Below are 13,021 nucleotides of genomic sequence, written 5' to 3' on the forward strand. Positions count from 1 at the left end.
GGTTCCTCAAACCCCCTTGGCCGCAGTGCGGACCAGGACGAGGCCACCGTTAGGGCCGGGGACGGCGCCCTTGATGAGCAGCAGACCCTTCTCGGCGTCAACGGCGTGGACGGTCAGGTTCTGGGTGGTCACACGCTCGTTGCCCATGCGACCGGCCATCTTCATGCCCTTGAAGACACGACCCGGGGTGGCACAGCCACCGATGGAGCCGGGCTTACGGTGCACGCGGTGGGCACCGTGCGACGCCTTGCCACCACGGAAGTTGTGGCGCTTCATGACACCGGCGAAGCCCTTGCCCTTGCTCTTACCGGTGACGTCGACCTTCACGCCGGCCTCGAAGAGCTCGGCGGTGATCTCCTGGCCGAGCGTGTACTCGGAGGCGTCAGCGGTGCGGAGCTCCACCAGGTGGCGGCGCGGGGTGACGTCAGCCTTGGCGAAGTGACCCTTGAGGGGCTTGTTCACCTTGCGAGGGTCGATCTCGCCGAAGGCGATCTGGACCGACTCGTAGCCGTCGACGTCGTTCGTACGCACCTGGGTCACGACATTGGGGCCGGCCTTGACGACGGTCACCGGGACGACCCGGTTGTTCTCGTCCCAGACCTGCGTCATGCCGAGCTTCTCGCCCAGGATGCCCTTGATGTTCTTAGCCATCTCGCGCGCCCTCAGAGCTTGATCTCGATGTCAACGCCCGCCGGGAGGTCGAGACGCATGAGCGAGTCAACCGTCTTCGGCGTGGGGTCGAGGATGTCGATGAGGCGCTTGTGCGTGCGCATCTCGAAGTGCTCGCGCGAGTCCTTGTACTTGTGCGGCGACTTGATGACGCAGTACACGTTCTTCTCAGTGGGCAGCGGCACCGGGCCCGCGACCGACGCACCAGTGCGGGTCACCGTCTCGACGATCTTCTTCGCCGAGGAGTCGATGACCTCGTGGTCGTAGGCCTTGAGCCGGATGCGGATCTTCTGTCCCGCCATGGCTACTAGTAGTCCTTTGTCTCGTAACGCTCTGGAACCCGATCGGCTTCGCTTATTGAAAAGCGTTGTCGTGTCTCCGACCCACGCGGTCGGGCGTGTCGCACTCCCTCTACGCAGAAATCCCTGAGGATTTCCCAACCAAGGGGGCACGGTCGCCATGAACCGCGGGCCGGGGGCAAAACACCCACCGGGTGCCTGGTCTGCACCCCGCTGACGCTTCCCAGAAGATTCCCGTACGTCCGCTCCTGAGAAGGAGCGACGAGTACTGTGGGACTCGCTTCCGGTCCTCCCGACGGGAGGCGCGCAGCATCGGCACTCAACCGAGCAACCCCGACAGTCTGCCATACGGGGCCATCCGGCCGCCAATCGGGAGCGAAGACTGTACCCCACGTCACGTCAGGCCATGCGCCGGGGCGCACGCGGCCAGGTCGCCCGCCCCCCTTCCCCTCTCATCCCAAGCGCCGTGCCCGCTCGGTGAGATGACGACGCTCGGGGGCGCTGGTCGTACGGCGTGCCGCCTCCCGGTAGACCTCCGCCGCCGTCTCCGGGTCGCCGAGGAGTTCGAGCAGATGGGCCCGGGTGGCCAGCAGCCGGTGGTGCCGGGCCGTCCTCTTGTCCCGCGCGAGCTCGTCCAGGAGGGCGAGACCGGCCGCCGGTCCGTGGACCATCGCGACGGCCACCGCGCGGTTGAGGGTGATCATCGGGTTCGGCCCGGTCCGCTCCAGGAGCTCGTAGAGCGCGAGGATCTGCGGCCAGTCGGTGGCCTCGGCGGTCTCCGCCTCGTCGTGGACGGCCGCGATCGCCGCCTGGAGCTGGTAAGGGCCCACCTGGCCCCGGGGCAGAGTGCGGCTGATCAGCGTGACGCCCTCCGCGACGAGCCTGCCGTCCCACCTCCCCCGGTCCTGCTCCGCGAGCGGCACCAGCTCTCCGTGCGGTCCCGTCCGGGCCGGCCTGCGGGCGTCGGTGAGCAGCATCAGGGCCAGCAGGCCCGCCGTCTCGGTGTCCTCGGGCACCAGTCGGTGGAGCAGCCGCGCCAGCCGGATCGCCTCCGTGGACAGCTCGGGCGCGGTGAGCTCGTCGCCGCCGCTGGCCGTGTAGCCCTCGTTGAAGACGAGGTAGAGCACGTGCCGGACCTCGGCGAGACGGGCCGTGCGGTCCTCCGGGGGCAGCGTGAGCGACCCGCCCGCCGCCTTGATCGTCTGCTTGGCCCGGCTGATGCGCTGCGCCATCGTCGACTCGGGGACGAGGAAGGCGGCGGCGATCTGCGCGGTGGTGAGGCCGCCGACCGCGCGCAGGGTGAGCGCGATGCGGCTGGGCGGGGAGAGGTCCGGGTGACAGCAGAGGAAGAGCAGGGCGAGCGAGTCGTCCCGGTCGGCGCCCGGCTCCTCCTCGTCGGCGGCGTGCGCGAGGAGTTCCGAGGCGGGGGTGGCGAGGGCGAGAGCGTCCTCGCGGCGGCGCCGCGCGGCCTCGCTGCGGACCTGGTCGACGAGCTTGCGGGAGGCGACGGTGACCAGCCAGCCGCGCGGGTTGTCCGGGACGCCTTCCCCGGGCCACTGCCGGGCGGCGGCGATCAGGGCCTCCTGGACGGCGTCCTCGCAGGTGTCGAAGCTGCCGTACCGGCGGACGAGCACGCCGAGGACCTGCGGCGCGTACGTGCGCAGCAGGTCCTCGATGTCGGTGGGGCCGCTCACACGTCCGCCGCGGACTCGTGCAGGACCGGCCACAGCTCGACGGGGTCGACGTCCGCGAAGGGCATGTCCGCGGCGATCTGCTGGGCCCGCTCCAGGCTGTCGCAGTCGAGCAGGTAGAAGCTGGCCAGGTACTCCTTGGTCTCCAGGTAGGGGCCGTCGGTGACCGCGGGGGCGCCGCCCTCACGGCGTACGAGCTGGGCGGCGGCCGCGTCGGCGAGTCCGTACGCGCCGATCAGCTCACCGCTCTCCCGGTACTTCCGGTTGAAGGCGTCCTGGCGGGCGATCGCCTCGGGCCAGGCCTCGGCCGGGAAGGAGTCCCACTTGGCCTGGTTGCCGTAGATCATCGCGACGTACTTCATCTCGGGTGTCCTCCCCGTCCCGCGCGCCCCTGTGGCGTGCCGTCACCCGTTGGTCGGAGCCGACAGCGGGTCCTCGACATGATCGACAGAGATCTTCGGAGATCTTTTTCCGGTGGCCGAATCCTGCCACTCGGCGGCCCGTCCACACACAACCCCGAGCATCGAATATTCGTCTTGCTGAGGACCGCACAGCCCAGGGGACGGACCGCGTACGTGACCACAGCACCCCGTCGGCGGGCGGTTCTCGCCGCCGCCCTCGCCGTCACCTCGGCCGTCGCCGGGTGTTCCGTGCCCGAGCCGCGCAGGACCGCCCCGACCGTCGACCCCGCGCCCGGCAAGCCGATCGCCTCCGCGCGGACCCGGCGGGCGCTGCTCCTGCAGGTCGCCGCGCACCCGGACGACGACCTGTACTTCATGAACCCCGACACCCAGCGCCTCCTCGACGCCGGGGTCCCGCTCGTCTCCGTGTACGTGACCGCCGGCGAGCACACCGGCCGGAACCGGATCAAGGGGATGCCGGACACTCCCCCGGACCGCGCCGCCTACTCCTCGTCGCGCCACCAGGGCCTGCGCCAGTCGTACGCGGCGGCGCTCGGCCTGCCGATGTTCACGCCCTGGCGGCGGGAGGTGCTCACGCTCCCCGACGGCCGGCGGGCGGAGACGGACACGCTCACGCACGGTGGACGCCGCATAGAGCTGGTCTTCCTCAACCTGCCCATGCACACCAACCGGCGCTACATGGCCCTGCCCGCGCTCTGGCACGACCGTGCCCTGGAGCTGCGGACCCATCTGTCGACCGGTTCGCCCGTCACCCGCTCGGACACCTACGACTACGACCAGCTGGTCGGCGTCCTCGTCGGGCTGCTCCGCCGCTACCGGCCCACGGTGGTGCACACCCTCGACCCGGATCCGGACGTCCAGACCGGCGACGAGGCCACCCGCAGGCGGGACTCCGAGCAGCCCGGCTACTCGGACCACGGGGACCACACGGCGGTCGCCTCCTTCACCTGGGCGGCGCTGAGCCGCTGGGTCTCGGACGCGGTCCGGGACGGCAACCCGATACCGGCGTTCACGACGACCGCCTTCCGCGGCTACTACAACCGCCACTGGCCCAAGAACCTCCCCCCGCAGGTGCTCGAGGAGAAGGCCGCGCGCCTCGTCCCGTACGGCGGGGACCCCTCCTGGGAGTGCGGAAACCCCTCGGGCTGCGGCGACTACGGCGTCGGCGGCGACCGGCCGCTCACCAACCGCAAGGGCTGGGTCCGCTCCACCCACCACCGCTGGCCGTCCGCGGGCCCGGCGCTCGCCGAGGAGCCGGACGGCCGCCTCACCGCGTACGGCGTGCTGGGTCTGCGCGCCGTCCGCTGGCGGGAGACCGCACCCGGCGTCTGGAGCGAGCCGGTGGACCTCGGCGGCGGGCCGCTCGCACCCGCGCTCGGCTCGGCGGTGCTCGGCGACGGCCGGGTGCTGCTCTTCGGGGTGCGGTTCGCCGCGATCGACGGACACGGCGGGTCGAACCGGCGCGAGCTGGTGCTCCTGGAGCAGCGCTCCCCCGGCGGCCCGTTCCTGGCCTGGCGCGGGCTCGGCAATCCGGAGCGCGGCGACGACCGCGGCCGCCGGGTCGGCGCCCCGGTGGCGGTCACGGCCCCCGACGGCCGGGTCCATCTCTTCGTACGGAACGCCGACAAGGGCGTCTCCACCCTGGTGCGGTCGGCGGACGGGTCCTGGAGCCCGTGGCGGACGCTTCCCGGCACGGCGGAGGTCCAGGACGGTCTCGCCGTCTCGCTCGACGCGGCGGGCCGGGTGCACCTCCACGCGGCGGGGCGGGAGTCCGTACGCCACTGGGTGGACGGAGTGGAGCGGCCGGAGCCGCTGCCGCTGTCCGGGTCCACGGTGGCGGCGGCCGGAGGCGAGCTGTACTACCGGCGGCCGGCGAGCGGGGAACTCCTCGGCCCGACGGGCGACGCCGGTCTGGACGGTTACGGGGGTGTGGTCGCGGCGCGCTCAGCGGCGCTCGGGACCGTGCTCCTCGGCACGGACGCACGCGGCCGGGTGCGGATGCGGGCAGGTGGCCGACTGCGCACCCGTACGGCGGGTCCGTCGGCGGTGTCGGCCGCGCTGCACCTGGGGACGGGCCGGGCGACCGTGGTGGGTCTGGGCGCGGACGGCCACCCCTGGAGCTGGCGGCCGTAGGGGTCGGGAACGCGAGAAGGCCCCGCACCTTTCGGTGCGGGGCCTTCCCTTCACTGCTCAGCAGCTCGCTGGAGCTACCAGGTCAGATCGCCGATCAGGCGGTGATCTTGACGACCTGGCCGGCGCCGACGGTCCGGCCACCCTCACGGATGGCGAACTTGAGGCCCTCCTCCATGGCGATGGGCTGGATCAGCTCAACGCTCATGGCGGTGTTGTCGCCCGGCATGACCATCTCGGTGCCCTCGGGGAGGGTCACGACGCCGGTCACGTCCGTGGTACGGAAGTAGAACTGCGGGCGGTAGTTGTTGAAGAACGGGGTGTGACGGCCACCCTCGTCCTTCGACAGGATGTAGGCCTGGGCCTCGAAGTTCGTGTGCGGCGTGACCGAACCCGGCTTGATGATGACCTGGCCGCGCTCGACGTCCTCACGCTTGATGCCACGGAGGAGCAGACCGACGTTCTCACCGGCCTGGCCCTCGTCGAGCAGCTTGCGGAACATCTCGATACCGGTGACCGTGGTGGTGGTCTTCTCGGTCTTGATGCCGATGATGTCGACGGTCTCGTTGACCTTGAGGATACCGCGCTCGATACGACCGGTGACGACGGTGCCACGACCGGTGATCGTGAAGACGTCCTCGATCGGCATCAGGAACGGCTTGTCGACGTCACGCTCGGGCTGCGGGATGGACTCGTCCACCGCGTGCATGAGGCCGAGAAGCTTCTCGCCCCACTCCTTGTCGCCCTCGAGAGCCTTGAGCGCCGAGACGCGGACGACCGGAAGGTCGTCGCCCGGGAACTCGTACTCGGAGAGGAGCTCACGGACCTCGAGCTCGACGAGCTCCAGGATCTCCTCGTCGTCCACCATGTCGGCCTTGTTCAGGGCGACGACGATGTACGGAACGCCGACCTGGCGGGCCAGGAGCACGTGCTCCTTGGTCTGCGGCATCGGGCCGTCGGTGGCGGCAACCACGAGGATCGCGCCGTCCATCTGCGCGGCACCCGTGATCATGTTCTTGATGTAGTCAGCGTGACCCGGGCAGTCGACGTGCGCGTAGTGACGCGACTCCGTCTGGTACTCGACGTGCGCGATCGAGATCGTGATACCGCGCTGGCGCTCCTCGGGAGCCTTGTCGATCTGGTCGAAGGCCGAGGCCTCGTTCAGGTCCGGGTACGCGTCGTGCAGCACCTTGGTAATGGCGGCCGTGAGGGTCGTCTTACCGTGGTCAATGTGACCGATGGTGCCGATGTTGACGTGCGGCTTAGTCCGCTCGAACTTTGCCTTCGCCACTGAATCCTCCTGCGGAGTGGTTCTGTACGCCTTGCTCATCGGCGCCAGGTGATCTTTGCTGGGATGCCATCCGCCGGGGCCCGATCCCTCGGGTTTCGGGGGCTGAGCCCCGGCGACTGGTGTCAAGCCTAAAGCGTGAACTCGGAAGAGTTACTCGCCCTTGGCCTTCGCGATGATCTCCTCGGCGACGTTCCGCGGAACCTCGGCGTAGGAGTCGAACTGCATCGAGTAGCTTGCGCGACCCGAGGTCTTGCTGCGGAGGTCGCCGACGTAGCCGAACATCTCCGAAAGGGGCACGAGGCCCTTCACGACGCGAGCGCCGCTGCGCTCCTCCATGGCCTGAATCTGACCACGGCGGGAGTTGATGTCGCCGATGACCTCACCCATGTAGTCCTCGGGCGTGGTGACCTCGACGGACATCATGGGCTCGAGGATGACCGGCGAAGCCTTCCGCGCGGCCTCCTTGAAGGCCTGCGAACCGGCGATCTTGAACGCGAGCTCGGAGGAGTCGACCTCGTGGTAGCCACCGTCGAGAAGGATGACGCGGACGCCAGTCATCTCGTAGCCGGCCAGGATGCCGAACTGCATGGCCTCCTGCGCACCCGCGTCGACCGAAGGGATGTACTCCTTCGGGATGCGGCCACCGGTGACCTTGTTCACGAACTCGTAGGAGGCGTCGCCACCCTCGATGGGCTCGATCGCGATCTGCACCTTGGCGAACTGACCGGTACCACCGGTCTGCTTCTTGTGGGTGTAGTCCACGCGCTCGACGGCCTTGCGGATCGTCTCGCGGTACGCGACCTGCGGCTTGCCGACGTTCGCCTCGACCTTGAACTCGCGACGCATACGGTCGACGAGGATGTCGAGGTGAAGCTCGCCCATACCACCGATGATGGTCTGGCCGGTCTCCTCGTCCGAGTGCACCTGGAAGGAGGGGTCCTCCTCCGCGAGACGCTGGATGGCGACACCCAGCTTCTCCTGGTCACCCTTGGACTTGGGCTCGATGGCGACCTGAATGACCGGCGCCGGGAAGTCCATGGACTCCAGCACGACCGGGTTCTTGTCGTCACACAGCGTCTCACCGGTGGTGGTCTGCTTGAGGCCCATGACGGCGACGATGTCGCCGGCGCCCACCGAGTCGATCTCCTCACGCTTGTTCGCGTGCATGCGGTAGATCTTGCCGATGCGCTCCTTCTTGCCCTTGACGGAGTTCAGCACCGCGGTGCCGGCCTCCAGGCGACCGGAGTAGATCCGGACGAAGGTGAGCTTGCCGAGGTGCGGGTCGCTCGCGATCTTGAACGCGAGCGCCGACAGCGGCTCGTCGTCGGACGGCTTGCGCTTGACGACAACCTCGGCGTCCCGCACGTCGTGGCCCTCGATGGCCTCGACGTCCAGGGGCGACGGCAGGTAACGGACGACAGCGTCGAGCAGGGGCTGAACGCCCTTGTTCTTGAACGCGGTGCCACAGAAGACGGGGGTGACCGTCTTCTCGCCGTTGCCCTTGCCGGAAGCGATGGTGATACGACGGACAGCCGCGTACAGCTGCTCCTCGGTGGGCTCGACGCCCTCGAGGAAGAGCTCCATGAGCTCCTCGTCGTTCTCCGCGACGGTCTCGACCAGCTTGGCGCGCCATTCCTCGGCGAGCTCGGTGTGCGAGGCCGGGATGTCGACGACGTCGTACATCTCGCCCTTGCTGGCCTCGGCGGACCAGACGAGAGCCTTCATGCGGACGAGGTCGACAACACCCTGGAAGTCCATCTCGGACCCGATGGGGAGCTGCATGACGATCGGGACGGCGCCGAGGCGGTCCACGATCATGTCGACGCAACGAAGGAACTCGGCGCCCGTACGGTCGAGCTTGTTGACGAAGCAGATACGCGGAACGCCGTAGCGGTCCGCCTGACGCCAGACAGTCTCGGACTGGGGCTCGACGCCGGCCACACCGTCGAACACGGTGACAGCACCGTCGAGCACGCGCAGCGAACGCTCCACCTCGACGGTGAAGTCGACGTGACCCGGCGTGTCGATGATGTTGATCGTGTGATCGACATTCTCGAGCGGCCAGTGGCAGGTCGTCGCGGCAGACGTGATGGTGATGCCGCGCTCCTGCTCCTGCTCCATCCAGTCCATCGTGGCAGCGCCGTCGTGGACTTCACCGATCTTGTAAGAGACACCGGTGTAGAACAGGATCCGCTCGGTGGTGGTCGTCTTGCCCGCGTCGATGTGAGCCATGATGCCGATGTTGCGCACCTTGGCAAGGTCAAGCGAAGTGGTAGCCATATCGGCTCAGTCTTCTCTCGGTCTCGATGTGGGTTGCGACTACCAGCGGTAGTGCGCGAAGGCCTTGTTGGACTCGGCCATCTTGTGCGTGTCCTCACGCTTCTTGACGGCCGCACCGAGGCCGTTCGAGGCGTCGAGGAGCTCGTTCATGAGGCGCTCGGTCATGGTCTTCTCGCGACGGGCGCGGGAGTAACCGACGAGCCAGCGGAGGGCCAGCGTGGACGCGCGGCCCGGCTTGACCTCGATCGGCACCTGGTAGGTGGCGCCACCGACACGGCGGGACTTGACCTCGAGGGCCGGCTTGACGTTCTCGAGAGCGCGCTTCAGCGTGATGACCGGGTCCTGGCCGGTCTTCTCGCGAAGACCCTCCATGGCGCCGTACACGATGCGCTCGGCGGTGGAACGCTTGCCGTCCAGCAGGATCTTGTTGATCAGCGAGGTGACAAGAGGAGAGCTGTAGACCGGGTCGATGATGACCGGGCGCTTCGGGGCGGGGCCCTTACGAGGCATTCTTACTTCTCCTTCTTGGCGCCGTAGCGGCTGCGAGCCTGCTTACGGTTCTTGACGCCCTGCGTGTCGAGGGAACCGCGGATGATCTTGTAACGAACACCCGGCAGGTCCTTCACACGGCCACCACGCACGAGCACGATGGAGTGCTCCTGCAGGTTGTGACCCTCACCCGGGATGTAGGCCGTGACCTCGATGCCGGAGGTCAGACGCACACGCGCGACCTTACGGAGCGCCGAGTTCGGCTTCTTCGGGGTGGTCGTGAACACACGCGTGCAGACGCCGCGGCGCTGAGGGGAACCCTCGAGTGCGGGCGTCTTGTTCTTCTCGACCTTGTCCTGCCGGCCCTTCCGGACCAGCTGCTGGATCGTAGGCACTACTTCTCCGGTTTCTGTGTGCCGTCGGTGAAACTAACCTGGAACATTCGCCGACCCACGCGGTCGGGTGTGTCGAATCTCGCGGACCCCTCCACCAGAGTGGAAAGGCGCGGATCACGGTGGCCGATATATGACTCGCCTTGCGGTTGAGGACACGCACGCGAGCCCAGGCACACCCCAGGCACAAGGCTTGAGCGTACCTATCGCATGGACTCCGGTCAAAACAAATGCCCACGCGCACGTGGTCCCGGCCGAGGAAGGCCGGGACCAGGCAAGATCATGCGGGGACCGGGGTCAGTCCCGGGCGGTGCGGCGCGGTTCCGGGGCCTCGGCGGGCCCCTCGGCCTCCGTGTCGGGCTCCAGGAACTGGTTCACGACCTTGACGAAGACGCCCATGCGCTCGTCGGGCACCCCCAGCCAGCGGGCGAAGTCCTCCATGGAGGGCTGCCAATCGCTCGGGGGCAGCAGATCCGCCGCCATCGGGAGCTCCTCGGGCGACACGCGGCCGGACCGGATCAGCATGTCGCGGACCGAGACGCCCAGCAGCGGGGCGATCCTGCGCATGGTCTCCAGGTCGGGCATGCTCTGCCGCTGCAGCAGCCGCGTCACGGCGGCCCGGTGCACCCCGGCCTCGTCCGCGATCCGGGACTTGCCACCGCCACGCGGGCTGTCGATGTCGTAGCCGCGCTGTCGCATCAGGCCTTCGACCCAGCCTGCGAACTCGTCCAGCCCACGAGTGGTCATGTACAGCTCCTCACTCCACTCCTCCAGGCGCTCAACTCTAGCGTGCTTGCGCGCAAGGAATTACCTGGTTTCGGGTACGCAACGTGTCGAATCGGTGAAGGTGACCCCGGAGGTGCCACACATTTTTGTTGCGCGCCCGCACGCAACATGTAAGTCTGGCTCGCCGCCGCACTCGTCGGCCCCCTGAGCCCCAACGGCCCCATCGGCCCCATGGGAGTCCCCGGGAGCCCCGGACCGTGGAGAACCTCTTGTTCCAGCCCGACCCCACCCCCTGGCAGGCCGCCGCCGCGTGTGCCGGCCTCTCCCCGTCCGTCGTCTTCGCCCGCCGCGCCAAGGAGGCGGCCCCGGCGCTGCGCGCCTGTGCCGACTGCCCCGTCCGCCGCGAGTGCGAGACGGCGGTGGCCCCCGCCGAGAGCTACTTCGACGGCGTGTGCGCGGGCCGCCTGTACCGCAACGGGCGGCCGGCGGACCCGGCGCGCGTCGCGAAGGCGGTCGCCCTCACCCCGACGCTCGCCTGGAGCGGCCGCCGTGGCTGACCGCACGCCCCCCACCGCATCCGTCGAGCCGGTGCTGCGTGACATCGCGCTCTGGACCGCTTCCCTCGTACGCCAGTTCCCCGAGCTCGCCGAAGAGCTCGCGCCCGGCCGCCGCGGCCCCGCCGGGAGCGCCCCGGCCCCCTCCCCCGCCGGCCGCGACGAGCAGATCCGCGAGGAGCGCCGTGAGGCGCTGCTCCTCCAGCAGCGGCACGGGCTCGCCGTCCCCGGCCATGGCGCCGCCCCCATCCGGCTGCACGTCTCCGACGCCATCCGCGACATCACCGACGGGGTGGTGGAGCTGGAGGAGGCCGTGTGCGCCCGGCTCGCGCTCCCCCGGCCGCCCCGCGCAGGGGTCATCGACCGGCTCCGGCGGGTGGTGGGACTGCTCGACGCGATCGCCGCCGACCCGGACCTGGCCCGGCACGTGCGGGACGAGATCCGCCGGATGGCCCGGCGCTGCGCCCGGACGCTCGGCGACTCGGAGACGGTGGTCCGGGTGTCGGGCCGCTGCCCCTGGTGCGATTCGGTGTCGCTGCGGGCCTTCCCCGACCGGCGCGCCGTGCTCTGTGTGAACCCGGCCTGTGTGTGCACGGACGAGGTGTGCGGCTGTCAGGACGACCCGGCCTACCGGCACCTGTGGCCGGAGCGGGAGTGGGAGGAGCTCGCGGCGGCCTCCGGAGCCCTTGCCGAGGAGATCGAGGCGGCGATGGACACGACGACGAGCACGATCGCGGACCCCACGACGAACGACACGGAGGAGACCTCGTGCTGAGCTCGCCCGCCCTGCCGGCCCTGATTCCGGGACCGCTCGCCGCCGAGGAGGCGGGCGTCGCCCCCGCGACCATCCGCAAGTGGGTCCAGCTCGGTCATCTGCGGGCCGCCGGCAAGGCGGGCCGGGCGCAGCTCTTCCGCCTGGAGGACGTCTTCGCCGCCGAGCGTGTCGCCCGCCGCCGTCCCCGTACCGCCTGACTTCCCCCCGTACGAGAAGCGCCCCCCGTCCAGGAAGGACGGGGGGCGCTTTCTCATGCCCTCAGGAATCGGTCGAGGGAGGCCGTGAGAACGGCGACGAAGCGGTCGCGGGTCTCCTCGGGGACGCGGTCCAGGGAGAGATAGGGGTTGAGGTCCTCCAGTTCGACGAGGAGCAGCTCGCCGCCGGGGGCACGGCAGGCGTCCACGCGCTGGATGCCGTGGTCGAGGGTGTTCCAGTCGATGAAGCGGCGGGCGAAGGCGAGGTCGTCCTCGGTGGGCTCGTACGGCTCCAGGACCCAGCGGCGTTCGGGGTCGGGGGCGTGGAGGGCGTACTGGAAGAGGTCGTCGACGAAGTAGAAGGAGACCTCGTACCGGAAGTCGATGCGCGGCTGGACGAGGAGGCCGTCGTACGCGAGGCCGGCGAGTTCCTCGTACGCCAGGAAGCGCAGGCCTATCGAGTCGGCCCCGGCCTTGGGCTTGACCGCGTACGCGGTGGCGGCGGGCAGCCGGTGGAGGTCCTCGGGCCGGTCGACGGTGGGGATGACGGGGTATCCGGCGGTGGTCAGGTCGAGCAGGTACTGCTTGCCGGCCATGTCGCCGCGGCCGTGGAGCGGGTTGTAGACGCGGGTGCCCTCGGCCAGGGCGCGCTCGCGGAAGGCGTCGTACTCCTTCTGGTAGCCGAGGACCGGGCCGCTGTTGCGGACGACGACGGCGTCGAAGCCGTCCATGAGCGCGGCGGCGTCGAGCGGATGACAGAGCGCCAGGTCGAAGGTCTCGCGCAGCCGGGCGGTGAGGTGGATGTCCTCGTCGCAGTAGCGCCGTCCACGGGCCGGGTAGGCGAGGTCGGTGACGTACAGAAGGCTGGGGCGGGCGGGCACGGGGCGGCTCCTCGGTCGGGTGGCCGCCAACCTATCCGGCGCCTGTCCGGGCCACGCGCGGAAGGGCCCGCGCGGAAGGGCCCGCGCGGAGGGCCCGCGGAGGGGCGTACAGGGGATGTGCGCACGGGGATCCGTCGACCGCACAGAACTAGTTGCGTGCGCGCACGCTCTCTGTCACAGTTGGTGCAGCGGCGGAGCTGCGCCCGAACAACGGGCGGCGGCTTCGCC

14 protein-coding genes are annotated in these 13,021 nt (G+C 69.6%); 4 read left to right on the plus strand and 10 right to left on the minus strand.

The window, feature by feature from the left end:
• Positions 1-6 precede the first annotated feature (6 nt).
• From rplC to OG259_RS17215, 4 genes are all read right to left on the minus strand, one after another.
• Positions 7-651 (minus strand): 50S ribosomal protein L3, encoded by a 645-nt coding sequence (rplC, locus tag OG259_RS17200; protein WP_024755405.1) that lies wholly within the window; start codon positions 649-651, stop codon positions 7-9.
• Positions 652-662: 11 nt separating this feature from the next.
• Entirely contained in the window at positions 663-971 is a 309-nt protein-coding gene (gene rpsJ / locus OG259_RS17205; protein WP_003948644.1) for a 30S ribosomal protein S10, read from the minus strand.
• Positions 972-1,420: 449 nt separating this feature from the next.
• Positions 1,421-2,662 (minus strand): RNA polymerase sigma factor, encoded by a 1,242-nt coding sequence (locus OG259_RS17210; RefSeq protein WP_328943065.1) that lies wholly within the window; start codon positions 2,660-2,662, stop codon positions 1,421-1,423.
• Positions 2,659-3,021 (minus strand): YciI family protein, encoded by a 363-nt coding sequence (locus OG259_RS17215; protein WP_328943066.1) that lies wholly within the window; start codon positions 3,019-3,021, stop codon positions 2,659-2,661. The genes OG259_RS17210 and OG259_RS17215 overlap by 4 nt, the downstream gene beginning before the upstream one ends.
• Positions 3,022-3,234: 213 nt before the next feature.
• On the opposite strand from OG259_RS17215, the gene OG259_RS17220 reads away from it, so the two are divergent.
• Positions 3,235-5,214: a PIG-L family deacetylase gene (locus tag OG259_RS17220; protein WP_328943067.1), complete on the plus strand. Its 1,980-nt coding sequence runs from the start codon at positions 3,235-3,237 to the stop codon at positions 5,212-5,214.
• A gap of 94 nt (positions 5,215-5,308) precedes the next feature.
• On the opposite strand, the gene tuf is transcribed toward OG259_RS17220, so the two are convergent.
• The 5 genes from tuf to OG259_RS17245 form a co-directional block, all read right to left on the minus strand.
• Complete coding sequence (gene tuf, locus OG259_RS17225; protein ID WP_026058274.1) at positions 5,309-6,502, minus strand: elongation factor Tu; 1,194 nt, start codon at positions 6,500-6,502, stop codon at positions 5,309-5,311.
• Between the two features lie 150 nt (positions 6,503-6,652).
• Positions 6,653-8,782 (minus strand): elongation factor G, encoded by a 2,130-nt coding sequence (fusA, locus tag OG259_RS17230; RefSeq protein WP_189831628.1) that lies wholly within the window; start codon positions 8,780-8,782, stop codon positions 6,653-6,655.
• Between the two features lie 39 nt (positions 8,783-8,821).
• Complete coding sequence (rpsG, locus tag OG259_RS17235) at positions 8,822-9,292, minus strand: 30S ribosomal protein S7 (protein ID WP_015035567.1); 471 nt, start codon at positions 9,290-9,292, stop codon at positions 8,822-8,824.
• Between the two features lie 2 nt (positions 9,293-9,294).
• Entirely contained in the window at positions 9,295-9,666 is a 372-nt protein-coding gene (rpsL, locus tag OG259_RS17240) for a 30S ribosomal protein S12 (protein ID WP_003948652.1), read from the minus strand.
• A 294-nt stretch (positions 9,667-9,960) separates the two neighbouring features.
• Entirely contained in the window at positions 9,961-10,410 is a 450-nt protein-coding gene (locus OG259_RS17245) for a helix-turn-helix domain-containing protein (protein WP_266895412.1), read from the minus strand.
• A 236-nt stretch (positions 10,411-10,646) separates the two neighbouring features.
• Between OG259_RS17245 and OG259_RS17250 the strand changes: the two genes are divergently transcribed.
• Genes OG259_RS17250 through OG259_RS17260 form a run of 3 tightly spaced genes read left to right on the plus strand, consistent with a single transcriptional unit; the run spans position 10,647 to position 11,915 of the window.
• On the plus strand, positions 10,647-10,946 hold the full coding sequence (locus tag OG259_RS17250; RefSeq protein ID WP_328943068.1) for a WhiB family transcriptional regulator: 300 nt from the start codon (positions 10,647-10,649) through the stop codon (positions 10,944-10,946).
• Positions 10,939-11,718 (plus strand): hypothetical protein, encoded by a 780-nt coding sequence (locus OG259_RS17255; RefSeq protein WP_328943069.1) that lies wholly within the window; start codon positions 10,939-10,941, stop codon positions 11,716-11,718. The genes OG259_RS17250 and OG259_RS17255 overlap by 8 nt, the downstream gene beginning before the upstream one ends.
• Complete coding sequence (locus OG259_RS17260) at positions 11,712-11,915, plus strand: hypothetical protein (protein WP_030318670.1); 204 nt, start codon at positions 11,712-11,714, stop codon at positions 11,913-11,915. The genes OG259_RS17255 and OG259_RS17260 overlap by 7 nt, the downstream gene beginning before the upstream one ends.
• Positions 11,916-11,968: 53 nt before the next feature.
• Here the strand turns inward: OG259_RS17260 and OG259_RS17265 are convergent, their stop codons facing one another.
• Positions 11,969-12,793 carry a hypothetical protein gene (locus OG259_RS17265; protein ID WP_328943070.1) on the minus strand — a complete coding sequence of 275 codons (825 nt, stop codon included), beginning with the start codon at positions 12,791-12,793 and terminating at the stop codon, positions 11,969-11,971.
• Positions 12,794-13,021: the final 228 nt, after the last annotated feature.

This window comes from Streptomyces sp. NBC_00250 (assembly GCF_036192275.1).
GTDB lineage: Bacteria > Actinomycetota > Actinomycetes > Streptomycetales > Streptomycetaceae > Streptomyces.

Excerpts from the sequence above, each read along its gene's own strand:
- OG259_RS17245 (WP_266895412.1), bottom strand. The coding sequence starts at position 10,410 with ATGACCACTCGTGGGCTGGACGAGTTCGCAGGCTGGGTCGAAGGCCTG.
- rplC (WP_024755405.1), bottom strand. The coding sequence starts at position 651 with ATGGCTAAGAACATCAAGGGCATCCTGGGCGAGAAGCTCGGCATGACG.
- rpsJ (WP_003948644.1), bottom strand. The coding sequence starts at position 971 with ATGGCGGGACAGAAGATCCGCATCCGGCTCAAGGCCTACGACCACGAG.
- rpsG (WP_015035567.1), bottom strand. The coding sequence starts at position 9,292 with ATGCCTCGTAAGGGCCCCGCCCCGAAGCGCCCGGTCATCATCGACCCG.
- OG259_RS17215 (WP_328943066.1), bottom strand. The coding sequence starts at position 3,021 with ATGAAGTACGTCGCGATGATCTACGGCAACCAGGCCAAGTGGGACTCC.
- fusA (WP_189831628.1), bottom strand. The coding sequence starts at position 8,782 with ATGGCTACCACTTCGCTTGACCTTGCCAAGGTGCGCAACATCGGCATC.